The organism is Pseudomonas sp. NPDC090755 (genome assembly GCF_044769005.1).
Taxonomy (GTDB): domain Bacteria; phylum Pseudomonadota; class Gammaproteobacteria; order Pseudomonadales; family Pseudomonadaceae; genus Aquipseudomonas.
Map to the genome: position 1 here is coordinate 95,170 of NZ_JBIVXC010000017.1, position 16,449 is coordinate 111,618.

Annotated in this window: 12 protein-coding genes; 10 read left to right on the top strand and 2 right to left on the bottom strand. The window is 63.4% G+C overall.

The genetic code is table 11. The features are described 5' to 3' along the window. Nucleotides 1-139: 139 nt before the first annotated feature. Nucleotides 140-967: a phosphonoacetaldehyde hydrolase gene (gene phnX / locus ACIQUS_RS21615; protein ID WP_403051194.1), complete on the bottom strand. Its 828-nt coding sequence runs from the start codon at nucleotides 965-967 to the stop codon at nucleotides 140-142. A gap of 52 nt (nucleotides 968-1,019) precedes the next feature. After that, entirely contained in the window at nucleotides 1,020-2,126 is a 1,107-nt protein-coding gene (locus ACIQUS_RS21620) for a 2-aminoethylphosphonate--pyruvate transaminase (protein WP_403051197.1), read from the bottom strand. A 117-nt stretch (nucleotides 2,127-2,243) separates the two neighbouring features. On the opposite strand from ACIQUS_RS21620, the gene ACIQUS_RS21625 reads away from it, so the two are divergent. The 10 genes from ACIQUS_RS21625 (at nucleotide 2,244) to pqqA (ending at nucleotide 16,369) form a co-directional block, all read left to right on the top strand. After that, nucleotides 2,244-3,107, top strand: a complete 864-nt coding sequence (locus ACIQUS_RS21625) for a LysR substrate-binding domain-containing protein (RefSeq protein WP_403051200.1) — start codon at nucleotides 2,244-2,246, stop codon at nucleotides 3,105-3,107. 73 nt (nucleotides 3,108-3,180) lie between these two features. Further along, nucleotides 3,181-4,200 carry an AraC family transcriptional regulator gene (locus ACIQUS_RS21630; RefSeq protein ID WP_403051306.1) on the top strand — a complete coding sequence of 340 codons (1,020 nt, stop codon included), beginning with the start codon at nucleotides 3,181-3,183 and terminating at the stop codon, nucleotides 4,198-4,200. A gap of 80 nt (nucleotides 4,201-4,280) precedes the next feature. After that, entirely contained in the window at nucleotides 4,281-8,810 is a 4,530-nt protein-coding gene (locus tag ACIQUS_RS21635; RefSeq protein WP_403051203.1) for an NEL-type E3 ubiquitin ligase domain-containing protein, read from the top strand. A gap of 125 nt (nucleotides 8,811-8,935) precedes the next feature. Continuing rightward, complete coding sequence (locus ACIQUS_RS21640) at nucleotides 8,936-10,588, top strand: AMP-binding protein (protein ID WP_403051206.1); 1,653 nt, start codon at nucleotides 8,936-8,938, stop codon at nucleotides 10,586-10,588. 12 nt (nucleotides 10,589-10,600) lie between these two features. Next, entirely contained in the window at nucleotides 10,601-11,368 is a 768-nt protein-coding gene (locus ACIQUS_RS21645; RefSeq protein WP_403051209.1) for an SDR family NAD(P)-dependent oxidoreductase, read from the top strand. 19 nt (nucleotides 11,369-11,387) lie between these two features. Beyond that, a complete protein-coding gene (locus ACIQUS_RS21650) occupies nucleotides 11,388-12,581 on the top strand; it encodes an acetyl-CoA C-acyltransferase (protein ID WP_403051212.1) in 1,194 nt (397 codons plus the stop codon). 8 nt (nucleotides 12,582-12,589) lie between these two features. Next, nucleotides 12,590-13,717: an acyl-CoA dehydrogenase gene (locus tag ACIQUS_RS21655; RefSeq protein ID WP_403051215.1), complete on the top strand. Its 1,128-nt coding sequence runs from the start codon at nucleotides 12,590-12,592 to the stop codon at nucleotides 13,715-13,717. A gap of 14 nt (nucleotides 13,718-13,731) precedes the next feature. After that, nucleotides 13,732-14,505 (top strand): enoyl-CoA hydratase, encoded by a 774-nt coding sequence (locus tag ACIQUS_RS21660; RefSeq protein WP_403051218.1) that lies wholly within the window; start codon nucleotides 13,732-13,734, stop codon nucleotides 14,503-14,505. Between the two features lie 161 nt (nucleotides 14,506-14,666). Continuing rightward, nucleotides 14,667-16,187, top strand: coding sequence for an aldehyde dehydrogenase family protein (locus ACIQUS_RS21665; protein WP_403051221.1), 1,521 nt, complete (start codon nucleotides 14,667-14,669; stop codon nucleotides 16,185-16,187). Between the two features lie 110 nt (nucleotides 16,188-16,297). Then, nucleotides 16,298-16,369, top strand: a complete 72-nt coding sequence (pqqA, locus tag ACIQUS_RS21670; RefSeq protein WP_009394664.1) for a pyrroloquinoline quinone precursor peptide PqqA — start codon at nucleotides 16,298-16,300, stop codon at nucleotides 16,367-16,369. Nucleotides 16,370-16,449: the final 80 nt, after the last annotated feature.

Sequence of the window (16,449 nt, forward strand, 5' to 3'; positions counted from 1 at the left end):
CCACCTTCTGAGTGTGGGGGGGCCCGGCGTCTTCGTTGTTGTATCCCCCCGGCCCCCCCCCCCCCCCCCCCCCCCCCCCCCCCCCGGGCCCCCCCCCCCCCCCACGACTCGACTTGCCCCGCGATAACACTGCCAGGTCTTACACCGCCTGAGGCATCTCGCCCCGGGCCAGGCGCCGGTTGATGTCGGCGATCACTTCCGGCAGTTCGTTGATGGTGTCGATCAGGTAGTGCGGGCGCGAGCCTTCGAAGAGGGCGTGGATGCGCTTGCGTTCGCTGTCCAGTTTATCCGACGCCAGGGCGCGGTAGCCTTCGTAGGTCAGGCCCAGGGCATTGCCCGAGCAGACCAGCGCCACCGTCCACATGCCGGCACGGCGACCTTCGAGGATGCCCGGCACGGTGTCGTCGACCTTCACGCAGGCCGCCACATCGTCGATACCCAGGGCAATCACGTTGGCCAGGGCCTGGGCCGGCCACGGGCGACCGTTGGGGGTTTCGTCGGTGGCCACCACATGGTCGGCGACATAACCGTTCTGCGCCGCCAGTTCCACCACCTTGTCCATCACCACTTTCGGGTAGCCCGAGCAGGAGCCGATCTTCAGGCCGTCCTGGCGCAAGCCGGTCAGGGTGTCCAGGGCGCCCGGAATCAGCGCCGAGTGCACGGCGATCTTTTCGATCTGCAGCGGCATGAAGCGCTCGTAGATGGCGGTGACGTCATCGTCGGTCGGGGTGCGGCCGAACACCTTGCGGTAGCGCTCGGCGATCTGCGGCTGGTCGCACAGGGTGCGGATGTGGTCCCACTTGCCCATGCCCATCGGGCCGCGGGCTTCTTCGATGGAAACTTCGACGTCGAACTCGGCGAAGGCTTCGACGAAGATCTGGGTCGGGGCGAAGGAGCCGAAGTCGACGACGGTGCCGGCCCAGTCGAGGATGGCGGCTTGCAGTTGAGTCGGGTTGCTGTAGTTCATGTGCAGGTGTCCTTGAGCGAAATAGGGTCGCTGATCGGGTAAAGGTCGGGTTTCAGATGTCCAGCACTTCCATTTCCTGCAGCACTTGGGCGATGGCATCGACGGCGGCTTGCATGCCCTGCGGGCCAACGCAGCCGATGCAGCCGACGCGGAAGGTTTCGACCTGGGTCAACTTGCCCGGGTAGAGGATGAAGCCCTTGGCCTTGACCCGCTCGTAGAAGTCCTTGAACTGGTAACGCGAATCTTTCGGCGCGTGGAAGGTGACAATGATCGGCGCCTGGATCTCGGCGGGCAGGAAGCTGCGCAGGCCAATGGCCGCCATGCCGTCGAGCAGGGCCTTGCAGTTGCTGGCGTAGCGCTGGTGACGGGCGGGCAGGCCGCCTTCCTCGTTGTACTGCAGCAGGGCTTCGTGCAGCGCCGCCACCACGTGGGTCGGCGGCGTGAAGCGCCATTGGCCGGTCTTGGCCATGTAGGCATGTTGGTCCTGCAGGTCCATGGCCAGGGATGGGGAGTTGCCTTCGGCGGCAGCCAGAGAGGCCTTGTTGGCGAAGACGAAGCCCATGCCGGGCACGCCTTCCAGGCATTTGCCGGAGGCGGCGATCAGGGCGTCGAACGGCACTTCGCGGGCATCGATTGGCAGGGCGCCGAAGGAGCTCATGGCATCGATGATCAGGCGCTTGCCGTGACGGGCGATGACCTGGGCGATTTCCGGCAGCGGGTTGAGGATGCCGGTGCTGGTTTCGCAGTGGATCAGCGCCACGTGGGTAATGCTGCTGTCGGTGGCCAGCAGGCGGTCGACGTCGGCAGCGGTGGTCGGCTCGTCTTCCGCGGTTTCGAAGGTGCTGTAGGCGCGGCCCAGTACTTTGCAGATCTTCGCCAGGCGCTGGCCGTAGGCGCCGTTGATCAGCACCAGGACCTTGCCGTCACGAGGCACCAGGGTGCCGATGGCCGCTTCCACGGCGAAGGTGCCGCTGCCTTGCAGGGGCACGCAGTGGTGGCTGTCGGTACCGTTGACGATGGCCAGCAGTTGTTCGCACAGGCTGGCGGTCAGCTGGTTGAAGTCGCGGTCCCAGGAGCCCCAGTCCACCAGCATCGCTTGGCGGGTGCGGGCCGAAGTGGTCAGGGGGCCGGGGGTCAGCAGGATAGGGGCGTTACTCATTCCGGTAATCCTCACGGGCGGTGCGGTGGGCTGAATCTACGAGACCTAAGTTGCAATTCCGCGCTCCATCAATCAAATTGTTTGTTGTTATGCCAGCCATAAGTAAGGCCGATAGATATGAATCTGTTCCAGTTGCGTGCGTTCGATGCCGTGGCCCGTGAAGGCAGCTTCACCCGTGCCGCCAGTCGCCTGTTCATCAGCCAGCCGGCGGTGACCGGGCACGTCAAGGCGCTGGAGGAGCACTACCAGATCACCCTGCTGCGCCGCACCGCGCGTCGGGTCGAACTGACCGAAGAGGGCACGCGCCTGGCGGCGATCACCCGTGCCATGTTTGGTCTGGCCGAAGAGGCCCAGGCCATGCTCGAAGCCAATCGCCAGTTGCTGACCGGGCGCCTGGAAGTGGCCGCCGACGGCCCGCACCGGGTGATGCCGATGCTGGCGCAGTTGCGGGCACGCTACCCAGGCATCACGGTCAATCTGCGCCTGGGCAATGCGCAGGAAACGCTGGCGGCGCTGCTCAGCGAGCACGCTGATGTGGCGGTCCTGACCGAAGTCGAACCGCGCAAGGGGCTGCACCTGCAAAGCCTTGGCGACTCGCGCATCTGTGCGCTGTTGCCGGTGGGGCATCCCTGGGCGGACAGCCGTGAGGAACTGCCCCTGGCCGAGCTGAATCGGCAGATCATGGTGCTGCGCGAACCGTCTTCGATTACCCGTCGCACCTTCGACCAGGCCTGCAACCTGGCGCAGGTGCAGCCCCGGGTGCTGCTGGAACTGGACAGTCGAGAGGCGGTGACCGAGGCGGTGGCTGCCGAACTGGGCATCGGCATCGTGTCCTCGGTCGAGGTCGCCCATGATCCGCGGGTGGCAACCCGCCCCATCGCGGGGGAGGGACTGATCAACCAGCACATGGTCGGTTGCCTGGAGCGGCGTCGGGAACTACGGCTGATCCAGGCGTTTCTGGCATTGGCCCCGACAGCATGAAACAGCGCTGTCTTTTTTTCTCCGGGCCCCTAAGATGGCCGCATCCATGAAGCGGAAAGACGATCCACGGCCGATGGCGGAAAAAGACACCATCTCGATTCAACTGATCCGTGAAGCGCTGTTGCAAGCGTGTCCCGCAGGCATTGCCAGTGGCGACCTGCTGAAGCGGGTGGGCATCGATCCGGCGCTGTTCGAGCAGCCAGAGGCGCGTGTCCCGGCCAGTGCCTATGCGCGGCTCTGGCGATTGCTGGCACGACGCTACAACGACGAGTTTTTCAGCATGGACCCGCGCGGCCTGCGTAGCGGCAGCCTGGCGTTCCTCTGTCGTGCATCCATGGCCCAGGCGACCTTGGGCGAGGGCCTGGAGACGGCGTTGGCCTTTCTCGGCTTGATGCTCGAGGATATGCAACCGACGCTGGTACGCCAGCAAAGCCTGGCGGAAATCGTCATCGGCGAACCGCGGGAACAGCCGCGCCGCGCGTTCACCTATTTCACCTTCTGGATGATCGTCCACGGTGTAGCCTGCTGGCTGGCCGGTCGGCGGATCCCGATCCTGGCGATCGAACTGCGCTGCGCCGAGCCGCCGTTCTGTGATGATTACCGCGTGATGTTTTCCGAGAACCTGCAGTTCAACCGACCTCGCACGCGGATGATCATTGCCGCCGATTGCCTGGACCTGCCGCTCAAGCGCACGCAGGAAGAGTTGCAGCGGTTTCTTGCCCAAGCGCCGGGCAACATCCTGGTCAAGTACCGCGATCCGGCCAGCCTGGCACGGCGCATTCGCCAGGATCTGCTGCAAATGCCGCCTGTGCTGTGGCCGGAAACCACCCACCTTGCCCAGCGCCTGTGCCTCTCGGCATCGACCTTGCGCAGGCGCCTGGCAGAGGAAGGGCAGACCTACCAGGGATTGAAGGACAGCGTGCGCCGGGAGCTGGCTGTGGCCTGGTTGGGCGAGCCTGAGCTGAGTTTTGCCGAAATTGCAGAACGCCTGGGCTTTGCTGACAGCAGTTCCTTCTACAAGGCCTTTCGCAAATGGTTCGGCTGCAATCCCGGGCACCTGCGTTCGTTGATCGGTGACGGCAAGTCGTCCTGATCCCGGACAAGGTTCCGACTGCCCAAGCTCCCCGAGGGATCCTTAAGTTGTGGCTTTCGAGCCATGACAAGGGAACGACAATGAGCGAGATCAAGCAGGCAGCCAGCGGCAACGACACGGATGACTTTCTCGGACAGAACCTGCCGGGTTGGCTGAAGGATGCAACACCTGTGCAATTGTCGGTGCTGCGCCAGTGTTTCGACAAACACAAAGCCAGCCAGGACAAGGTGCATCAGGCGTTAGGCCGGCTGGCGTCAATCAGCGAATTTGCCCAGCCGTTGTACGAGCAGGCCCTGTACGACCAGCTGGGCGTACAGGTCGACTTGCGTCAGACCGACTGGCGAGACGTGCTACGGGATTTCAACCTCACCCTGGGGGCCCCGTTGCCCGAGGATCAAACGAAATTTGTCTTTCAGCCCGCGCTACACCGCCTGTTGAAGAACTTCGGGACGAGCGATGGTGAGGACGATGGCTTTTACCTGGGGACAGCGCTGGTTACGAAGAACCACGAACAGGTGTTGTTCGATCTGCCCGAGCGGCTGGCACGCATGTGTCGTGCACTCGATGTGGGTCAACGCTACCAGGCGCATCTGAAGGACGTATTTGACAAAGGGCTGCTGACTGATTTGGCCCAGGACAAAGCCAGCCATTTGCTTCTGGCCTCGACGATTGCCTATCTGAAGGGGCACATCGACGCCACGGATCTGCGCATGCTGGAAATGGCCGCTAATCGACGCTCGCCGATCATACATGGCTGGAATCGGGTAAATGTCTTCACCTTGAACCTGTTCGGTTGTCCGGTGGAAGGGGCGCTGCTGTTCGAGGTGCGCGGGGCGCCAAACCACCTCAATGTCTTGCTCACCATCGAGGGCCCCGTACTCGCTGTGATGCTCTACCTCCCGGATGCACCTGGTCTGATGCTCCGGCGCTGTGAGAGTTGGAGCGAACTGGCAATTCAGTTGCGCAACTGGATCAAACTGGATGAAAGCCAGGCCTTTCTCATTCAGCGGGTTGCGCTCAGGCAGCGCCCTGCTTTTGTATCGTTGATGCAGCAACGCTTGATGGATGCCACACCCGATCTGCAACTGGCGGGTACGCTGCTGACGGGCGAGCCTTTTGCGCACCTTGCCGAGGAACAGGTGAAGCGCATTCGTGAGGATGCGCGGATCATCGCAGTACCCACCGCTGAAGTTGAAAGCTCCAGCCACCGTGCACGGGTCCGGGCACTGGAAGCGGTGGGGCTCACCGTGCTCAACCTGGCAGGCGTGTTTGTGCCGACGCTGGGCGCGGTGCTGGTGACGCAGCTGGTTGTACAAACCCTGGGTGAAGCCTTTGCCGGTGTATCGGACTGGGTACGTGGGCGGCAGCACGAAGCGCTTGACCATCTTCTGGGTGTTGCCGAAACCGTGGCGGTGAGCGTCGCTGTGGCGGGGGGCGCGCAGGTGGTGGCCAGGGCATTTGCCCGCAGTGGCTTTGTCGAGGGCTTGCATCCCGTCGAACTGGACAACGGCGAAAAACGGTTGTGGAGCAATGATCTGCGCGCTTATCAGCAGACCGCCCTGCCAGAGGGCGTCACGCGAGAGGAAAACGGGTTGTATGCGCTTGCCGGCCGGCAATGGCTGGCGCACCGTGGTGCGGTCTACGAAGTGCGCCAGGCCCAGGGGCAGTGGCGCATCCTGCATCCGACAGAGACGGATACTTATCAACCTGTGTTGCAGTTCAATGGCCAGCGCGGCTGGCGGTTGGGTTGGAGCAGCCCGCTGGAATGGGCAGGGCAGTCCTTGTTGTTATCCACGGTGTGGCCACAGGCTGAGGTATGGGGCAGTGAAACCATTCGACAGATTCTGCAGGTGGCGGATGTCGATGAGGATCAGCTGCGCGGTCTGCTGGTGGAGAACCGCCCGCTGCCGGTCAGTTTGCGCGACACCCTCGAACGTTTTGAAGCCGACCGCAGGGTGACGGCGTTTTTTGACCGGTTGGCAACGGGCGAACCTGAAGGGCTGGATCAGACGTGTTACCAATACTGCCTTGGCCAGTTCGACCTGCGGGCGGTTGATGACAGCGAGATCCAGGCTGAACTGCTCGATCATGGCGCAAGCTTGCGTCCGGCGTTGTTCGAGCATCTGGCCAGCCGTTATCTGCCAGGCGATTCGTTGTTGTCATTGCTCCGTCGTGATTTTCCGACGCTACCTCAAGCCTATGCCCTGCACCTGCTACAACAGCTGGACGAAGGTACACGCCTGTTCATGCTGCAAAACGCCCGCTTGCCCTTGAGGGTTGCCGAGCAGGTTCGGCCGTTGCTGCGCGCAGCGACACTGAACCGGATGCTTGAAGGGCTCTACCTGCACAACAGCCACAACCTTGATACGGTACGCCTGGTGTTTGCACTGTTGCAGCGCCATGCGGGCTGGCCCGACTCGGCAAGCCTGGCGCTGTATGAGAATCGCTTCAGCGGTTCGATGCTGGCCCGTCTTGCAAGTCCGTCGAGTGGACATCCGGTCAAGCGCCTGGTGTACGAAGCGGGTCTGTACAGCGTATACGGGGCCGATGGCCAGGCTATTGACCTGGAGGTTACCGATCCTGCGCAATTGGTCGATGTGTTATTGGCAGTACTGCCAACAGCAAGCCGGGAGCGTCTGGGTTGGGGCGCAGCCGACGGAGCCAGGCAAATGAGTACAGCGTTGGTCGGGTGGTTGCCGGGCGACCGGCAAAAACTGACCTATCTCCTGGGCCTGCCCGACATGCGCCCCTGGTTCAATCCGGGACAACGACTTGCCGATGGCCGTGTAGGCTACCTGCTCAGTGGTCGGGGCATGGCGCCCCCCAGTGTAGCGACCTTGCGTGAGCGCATTCGCGCACTGTTTCCCGGCTTCAGCGAAACGCAGGTGGATGCCTATCTGCTGACCCTGCGCGCACAACCGGGTCAGGCAATGGCCACCTTGCTCCGACGCGAGGATGAGTACCGTAGCCTCGACCGGGCACTGAGTAGTTGGGTGGCCAGCCAGCCACCGGTGGCGAGCAGTAGCCGCACGCTGGTGACTTCTGTACATCAGCGGGTCGCCGATGAGTTGCGTCGCTGCTGGCGCCGCCTGGGTGAGCCAATGACCGACAATGCCGGCCTGGACTTGGGGATGCGCTTGAGCCTGGTGGGTATGCGTGTGGAAAGCCTGCCGACACTGCCAGAGCAGGTAGACTTCTCGCATGTTTCCGATCTGGTACTGGTGGGGCTTGGTTTGCAGCGGCTTCCGGAGCATTTTCTGCGTCACTTCCCGCACGTGCGCTGGCTCAACTTGAGCAATAATGCTTTCAGTCGTGTTCCCAGAGGACTGACACATCTTTCCCGGCTACGCAGCTTGCGACTCAACGGAAATCGCGTCGTTCTGGATGCGATCGGGGTGAACGTCATCGCCGGACTTCATCAGCTGCGCCGGCTTGACCTGGCCGACAACCCACTGGGCAGGGTGCGGCTGGAGTTGCGCACGCTGCGCCGTCTGCGTGAGCTGTTCCTGCGCCGTACCGGCTTGCGGCTGGTACCGTCAGGGATCCTCGGATGCCCTTTTCTGGAGCATGCCGACCTGCGTTACAACCAGATCGACATCCTTCCGGCCGCAGTGCTTGAGGCTCCGGCCTACCTTCGCGAAGCGCTGGTGCTGGATGGCAATCCGCTGCCGGCCGAGGTAGTGCAGAGCTGGCGGCAGGTTGCGCTCGCACCGGGCGGTGCTGTAGCAACTGCCGCGGCGGACTCGCGAAGCCTTTGGCTGGCTACGCTGACCGAAGCCGACCGGGGCGAGCGAGGTGAGCAATGGGACTTGCTGCGTAACGAGCCGGGCAGCGACGAGTTCTTCAACTTGCTCGGTGAGTTGACACGCACGTCCGACTACGAGCGCACCCGTGACGATCTCTCCCGCAGGGTCTGGCAGGTCATTGATGCAGCACGCAGTGATGGTGAGCTTCGGCGTCGGTTGTTTACCATGGCGATCGAGGGGCATACCTGCGTTGACGGTTTTATTTCCCGTTTCAGCCATCTGGAAACCCAGGTGCTGGTCACCGAGGCGCTGGCCGACGGACGCGCGGGACGTCAGCCGGCAGCTTTGCTCAAACTGGCGCGGCGGCTGTTCCGCCTCGATCTGGTCGAGCAGATTGCCCGGGATACCGTGGCGGAGCGAGTCCGTTCCGGCTCCGAAGGTGGGGTCGATGCTGTCGAAATCAGCCTGGCATTCCGGGTAGGCCTGGCCAGGACGCTCGACTTGCCAGGGCAACCCTCGAGCTACAGATTCACGACGTTGGCCAACGTCAGTGAAGGACAACTCGCAACGGCGGCCAGCACCGTGGAGGCGGCCGAACGTACCGATGCGCTGCCACTCTCCATCAGCACCCGGGACTTCTGGCGTGCTTATCTGCGCCAACAACAGCCCTTGGCGTTCGAGCAGGTCGAGCAGCCTTTCATCGAGCAGTTGGACGACTTGACCGAAGCGGCGGCCGAGATCAACGAGGGCGAGTACCTGCTACGCATGAATCAGTTGGGCAGTGAGCGCCAGGCAGCGATCGACGCGCTGATCCTGCGCCTGACCCGCCTGGCGCTGGCCGCGCTGGCAACCCAGGCCCCCTGACCGCTCTGGACAAGGGCCAAACCAGTCATCCAGATTGACGGCTTTGGCCATTGTCCGGGAGGCGCCGTGGCGCGACTATCAAGGCATCGTTCGTTTCATTCCAACAACAAGAAAGGAGTTCGACGATGCGTGACTACCGTGCCGCGGTTTCCGGATTCGACTATTGCGCTACCGCCGCCGCTGTCCTGCAGGGCAGCCTTGAAGCGCTGAACGCCTGTGTCGAGTGCTGCGACCGGCATGTCGGCGCCGAGCGGGTTGCACTCAACTACGAAAGCAGTGATGGCCGCAGTGCGCAGTACAGTTTCGAACAACTGCAGCAAGCAGCCTCGCGCCTGGCCAATGTGCTCAAGGACCAGGGGGTAACACCGGGTGATCGCGTGGCGGGCCTGATGCCGCGCACCGCCGAGTTGCTGATCACCGTGCTGGCCACCTGGCGCCTGGGTGCTGTTTACCAACCGTTGTTTACCGCGTTCGGCCCCAAGGCCATCGAACATCGCCTGGAGCAATCCGCAGCGAAGGTGGTGGTGACGGATCCGGTCAACCGCAGCAAGCTCGATGAAGTGCAGCACTGTCCCCGGATCATCTGTGTTTCGGCGCAGCCCGGATCGGATGACGTGGATTTTCATACCGCACTGGACACCGCCAGCAGTGAATGTGAGCCGGTGATGCTGGATGCCGACGCCCCGTTCCTACTGATGTTCACCTCTGGCACCACCGGGCCTGCCAAGCCGCTGGAAGTCCCATTGCGCGCCATTGTCGCCTTCAAAGGCTATATGCGCGATGCCATCGATCTGCGTGAAGAAGACAACTTCTGGAACCTGGCCGATCCGGGCTGGGCTTACGGTCTGTATTACGCGGTGACCGGGCCACTGGCACTGGGGCATGCCACAACGTTCTTCGATGGTCCGTTCAGTGTCGAGAACACCTGTCGGGTCATCGACAAGTACGCCATCACCAACCTTGCCGGTTCACCCACGGCCTACCGCATGCTGATTGCCGCAGGCGATGCGTTCTCGGCGCCGATCAAAGGTCGCCTGCGGGTGGTCAGCAGTGCTGGCGAGCCGCTCAATCCGGAAGTCATTCGCTGGTTTGCCGATGCGTTGCAGGTGACCATTCACGACCACTATGGGCAGACCGAACTGGGCATGGTGCTGTGCAACCATCATGGTCTGGAGCATCCGGTGCACCTGGGCTCGGCCGGATACGCCATCCCCGGACACCGCATCGTCGTGCTCGATGAACAGCACAATGAACTGGCGGCCGGGCACCCTGGCATTCTTGCCGTGGACCGCGAGCAGTCGCCCCTGTGCTGGTTCGGCGGCTACAAGGATATGCCGACCAAATCCTTCGTCGGCAAGTACTACCTCAGTGGCGACACCGTCGAGCTCAACCCTGACGGCAGCATCAGCTTCGTCGGCCGTAGCGACGATGTCATCACTACCTCCGGTTACCGGGTCGGCCCCTTCGACGTGGAGAGTGCGCTGATCGAGCATCCGGCGGTGATCGAGGCTGCCGTGATCGGCAAGCCGGATCCGGAGCGTACCGAGCTGATCAAGGCTTTCGTCGTGCTGGCCAAGGGGCAGGTCGCCAGCGATGAGCTGGCCGAAGCCCTGAAACAGCACGTGCGCCAGCGCCTGTACGCCCATGCCTACCCACGTGAAATCGAATTCGTCAGCGAACTGCCCAAGACCCCGAGTGGCAAGCTGCAGCGCTTCATCCTGCGCAACCAGGAAATCGCCAAACAACAAGCGGCGCTGGCCCAGACCACCAGCGCCTGAGGAAATATCATCATGCAAATTGCCAACAAGAACTTCATTGTCAGCGGCGCAGCCTCGGGGCTGGGTGCCGCCACCGCGCAGATGCTCATCGAAGCAGGTGCCCAGGTCATGCTGGTCGACCTCAATGCCGATGCGGTAGCCGCCAAGGCCCAGGAGCTGGGTACCAAGGCACGATTCGCGGTCGCGGACATCAGCCAGGAAGCCGCCGCCAAGGCAGCCATCGATGCCGCTGTGACGGCGTTCGGCAGCATCCACGGCCTGGTCAACTGCGCCGGCATCGTCGGCGCCGAAAAAGTCCTGGGCAAGAACGGCCCGCATGGCCTGGACAGCTTCAGCCGGGTGATCAACGTCAACCTGATCGGCAGCTTCAACCTGCTTCGCCTGGCCGCTGCGGCCATGGCCGAAGGCGAGGCGAGCGCCGACGGCGAGCGCGGGGTCATCATCAACACCGCCTCGATTGCGGCCTACGACGGCCAGATCGGCCAGGCCGCCTATGCCGCGTCCAAGGGCGCCATCGCCAGCCTGACCCTGCCGGCCGCCCGTGAACTGGCGCGCTTCGGCATCCGCGTGATGACCATCGCTCCCGGTATTTTCGAAACCCCGATGATGGCCGGCATGACCCAGGAAGTGCGTGATTCACTGGCCGCCGGGGTGCCATTCCCGCCGCGCCTGGGCCGCCCGCAGGAATACGCCGCACTGGCGCGCCACATCATCGAAAACAGCATGCTCAATGGCGAGGTGATCCGTCTCGACGGCGCCTTGCGCATGGCCGCCAAGTAATTGCAGGAGTAAGCAGATCATGACCCTCGCCAATGACCCGATCGTAATCGTCAGCGCCGTGCGCACCCCAATGGGTGGCCTGCAGGGCGACCTGAAAAGCCTGACCGCGCCGCAACTCGGTGCGGCCGCCATTCGTGCGGCCGTGGAGCGCGCAGGTGTAGCCCCAGGCAGCGTCGAGCAGGTGCTGTTCGGCTGTGTGCTGCCCGCAGGCCTCGGCCAGGCGCCTGCGCGTCAGGCGGCCCTGGGCGCCGGCCTGAACAAGTCGACCACCTGCACCACCCTGAACAAGATGTGCGGCTCGGGCATGCAGGCGGCCATCATGGCCCACGACCTGCTGCTGGCGGGTACCGCCGATGTGGTGGTGGCCGGCGGCATGGAAAGCATGTCCAATGCCCCCTACCTGCTGGACAAGGCCCGCAGCGGCTACCGCATGGGCCACGGCAAAATCATCGACCACATGTTCTTCGACGGCCTGGAGGACGCCTATGACAAGGGCCGCCTGATGGGCACCTTTGCCGAGGACTGCGCCGAGCACAACGGCTTCAGTCGCCAACAGCAGGACGATTTCGCCATTGCCTCGCTGACCCGTGCGCAGCAGGCGATCAAGGACGGCAGCTTCGCCAGCGAGATCGTTGCGGTGGAAGTCACCGAGGGCAAGCAGCAGCGCCTGATCACCGATGACGAGCAGCCGCCCAAGGCCCGCCTGGACAAAATCCCGCAGCTCAAGCCGGCCTTCCGTGATGGCGGCAGCGTCACGGCGGCCAACTCCAGCTCCATTTCCGACGGCGCTGCGGCGTTGGTGCTGATGCGCCGTTCTCAGGCCGAGAAGCAGGGCCTCAAGCCGCTGGCCGTGATCCATGGCCACGCCGCCTTTGCCGACACCCCGGCGCTGTTCCCCACCGCCCCGATCGGTGCAATCGACAAGCTGATCAAGCGTACCGGCTGGAACCTGGCCGAAGTCGACCTGTTCGAAATCAACGAAGCCTTTGCCGTGGTCACCCTGGCGGCGATGAAGCACCTGGACCTGCCCCATGACAAGGTCAACGTCCACGGTGGCGCCTGCGCCCTGGGCCATCCGATCGGCGCCTCGGGTGCACGGATCCTCGTCACCCTGCTGGCAGCCTTGCGTCAGAAAGGCCTGCGCCGTGGTGTGGCGGCGATCTGCATCGGCGGCGGTGAAGCCACGGCCATGGCCGTCGAGTGTCTGTACTGAGGTGTCCCATGCTAGTCAATGACGAACAACAGCAAATCAGCGACGCGGTACGCCAGTTCGCCCAGGAGCGCCTGCGCCCCTTTGCCGAGCAATGGGACCGCGAGCACCGCTTCCCCAAGGAAGCGATCGAAGAGATGGCCGGGTTGGGCCTGTTCGGCATGCTGGTGCCGGAACAGTGGGGCGGTAGCGATACCGGCTATGTGGCCTATGCCATGGCCCTGGAAGAAATCGCCGCCGGCGACGGTGCCTGCTCGACCATCATGAGTGTGCACAACTCGGTGGGCTGCGTGCCGATCCTCAAGTTCGGCAACGATGCCCAGAAGCAGCAGTTCCTGACGCCGCTGGCCAGCGGCCAGATGCTCGGCGCCTTCGCCCTGACCGAACCCCAGGCCGGCTCCGACGCCAGCAGCCTGAAGACCCGCGCTCGCCTCGACGGCGACCATTACGTGCTCAATGGCAGCAAGCAATTCATCACCTCGGGGCAGAACGCGGGGGTGGTGATCGTCTTCGCCGTCACCGACCCTGAGGCGGGTAAACGCGGCATCAGTGCGTTCATCGTGCCGACCGATACGCCGGGCTACCAGGTAGCCCGGGTCGAGGACAAGCTGGGCCAGCATGCCTCCGATACCTGTCAGATCGTGTTCGAAGACGTACGCATCCCGGTGGCCAACCGCCTGGGCGAGGAGGGCGAAGGCTACAAGATCGCCCTGGCCAACCTTGAAGGCGGCCGTATCGGCATCGCTTCGCAGTCGGTGGGCATGGCCCGTGCCGCCTTCGAAGTGGCCCGCGACTATGCCCGCGAGCGCCAGAGTTTCGGTAAACCCTTGATCGAACACCAGGCCGTGGCCTTCCGCCTGGCCGACATGGCCACCCGCATCGCGGTGGCCCGGCAGATGGTGTTGCATGCCGCTGCGCTGCGTGATGCTGGACGTCCGGCACTGGTCGAAGCCTCGATGGCCAAGCTGTTCGCCTCGGAAATGGCCGAAAAGGTCTGCTCGGATGCCTTGCAGACCCTGGGCGGATATGGCTATCTGAGCGACTTCCCGCTGGAGCGGATTTATCGTGACGTGCGGGTTTGCCAGATCTACGAAGGCACCAGTGACATTCAGCGCATGGTCATTGCGCGCAATCTTTGAAGGGAGCAGCTTGCATGAGTTTCGAAACCATTCTGTTGGACATCCACGGCAAGGTCGGCCTGATCACCCTCAACCGGCCCCAGGCGCTCAACGCGCTGAACGCCCAGATCGTCGGCGAGATCAACACCGCCCTGGACCAGCTCGAAGCCGATCCGAACATCGGCTGCGTGGTGCTGACAGGGTCGGCCAAAGCCTTTGCCGCCGGTGCCGACATCAAGGAAATGGCCGAGTTGCAATACCCGCAGATCTATGTCGATGACCTGTTCAGCGATTCCGACCGCATCGCCAACCGTCGCAAGCCGATCATCGCTGCAGTGTCCGGTTTCGCCCTGGGCGGCGGTTGCGAGCTGGCGATGATGTGCGACTTCATCCTCGCCGCCGACAATGCCAAATTCGGCCAGCCGGAAATCAACCTCGGCGTGTTGCCGGGCATGGGCGGCACCCAGCGCCTGACCCGCGCGGTGGGCAAGGCCAAGGCCATGGAACTGTGCCTGAGCGGCCGCCTGATGGGCGCCGAGGAAGCCGAGCGCGCCGGTTTGGTCGCTCGCGTAATCCCCCAGGCCGAATTGCTGGAAGAGGCGCTGAAGGTGGCCGCGACCATCGCCAGCAAATCCATCCCGATCACCATGATGACCAAGGAGTGCGTCAACCGTGCCTTCGAGGTCAACCTGGCCGAAGGCGTGCGCTTCGAGCGCCGGGTGTTCCATGCCGCCTTCGCCACCGAAGACCAGAAAGAAGGCATGGCCGCCTTCATCTCCAAGCGCGAAGCGCAGTTCAAGGATCGTTGATGGCCGTCGGGCGCTGGCAACCAGCGCCCGGACAGCCCACGGCTACGACCAATTGACGAGAAAGGCCCTGCCAAGGGCCGATTCGCCCCTCCTGTGCGGCTCACTACCATCGAGCCAAGCGCCTGTCATGCCGACAGGCCCGTAGCGCACACGAGGTCCTCATGATCTACGCTCCGCCCGGCACGCCAGGTGCCCTGGTCAACTTCAAACCGGTTTACGGCAACTACATTGGCGGCCAGTTCCTCGCGCCGCTCAAGGGCCAATACTTTTCCAATACCTCGCCGGTCAATGGCCAGCCGATTGCCGAATTCCCCCGTTCCGATGCCGGGGACATCAACCTGGCGCTGGATGCCGCCCATGCCGCTGCCGATGCCTGGGGCAGCACGTCGGTTCAGGCGCGCTCGCTGATCCTGCTGAAGATCGCCGACCGCATCGAGCAGCACCTCGAACAGCTGGCCATCAGCGAAACCTGGGACAACGGCAAGGCCATCCGCGAGACCCTCAATGCCGATGTGCCGCTGGCGGCCGATCATTTCCGTTATTTCGCCGGCTGCATTCGCGCCCAGGAAGGCAGTGCCGCCGAGATCGATGCACACACCGCGGCCTATCACTTCCATGAGCCGCTGGGCGTGGTCGGGCAGATCATCCCATGGAACTTCCCCTTGCTGATGGCGGCCTGGAAGCTCGCCCCGGCGCTGGCGGCCGGCAACTGCGTGGTGCTCAAACCGGCCGAGCAGACGCCCTTGTCGATCACCGTGCTGGCCGAGCTGATCGGCGACCTGCTGCCGCCTGGCGTACTGAACATCGTGCATGGCTTGGGCCGCGAGGCGGGCGAGGCCCTGGCCACCAGCACGCGTATCGCCAAGATCGCCTTCACCGGCTCCACTCCGGTGGGTTCGCACATCATGAAGTGCGCCGCCGAGAACATCATTCCGTCGACCGTGGAGCTGGGCGGGAAATCGCCGAATATCTTCTTCGAAGACATCATGCAGGCCGAACCTGCGTTCATCGAAAAAGCCGCCGAGGGCCTGGTGCTGGCTTTCTTCAACCAGGGCGAGGTGTGCACCTGTCCGTCACGGGCGCTGATCCAGGAGTCGATCTACGAGCCCTTCATGGAGCAGGTGCTGAAGAAGATCACCCAGATCAAGCGTGGCAACCCGCTGGACACCGACACCATGGTCGGCGCCCAGGCTTGCGAGCAGCAGTTCTACAAGATCCTGTCCTACCTGGAAATTGCCCGGGAAGAGGGCGCCCAGCTACTGGCCGGGGGCGACTGCGAACGCCTGGGTGGCGATCTGGAGGGCGGCTATTACATCCAGCCGACCCTGCTCAAGGGCAACAACCAGATGCGCGTGTTCCAGGAAGAGATCTTCGGCCCGGTGGTCGGCGTGACCACCTTCAAGGACGAAGCCGAGGCCCTGGCCATTGCCAACGACACCGAGTTCGGCCTTGGTGCCGGGGTCTGGACCCGCGACATCAACCGAGCCTACCGCATGGGCCGCGGCATCAAGGCCGGCCGCGTCTGGACCAACTGCTACCACCTGTACCCGGCTCACGCCGCCTTCGGTGGCTACAAGAAATCCGGCGTTGGCCGCGAAACCCACAAGATGATGCTCGACCACTACCAGCAGACCAAGAACCTGCTGGTCAGCTACGACGTCAATCCGCTGGGCTTTTTCTGATGCCGGATAAAGGCGGAAAAAAACGGTTCCAAAGTAGCATTCGACCCGCACCGGCAACGGTGTATTAATAGATGCACCGCAATCCTGTGGTGCCAGAAGAGGATGGACCTATGTGGAAAAAGCCTGCGTTCACTGATCTGCGTATCGGATTTGAAGTCACCATGTATTTCGCCAACCGTTGACTCCACCCGCGCCGACCGCTCTATCGGGCGGTCGGCGCTGTTGCCTGTGCTGTTCCAAGGTCTGATTGCTTTCACCTGCG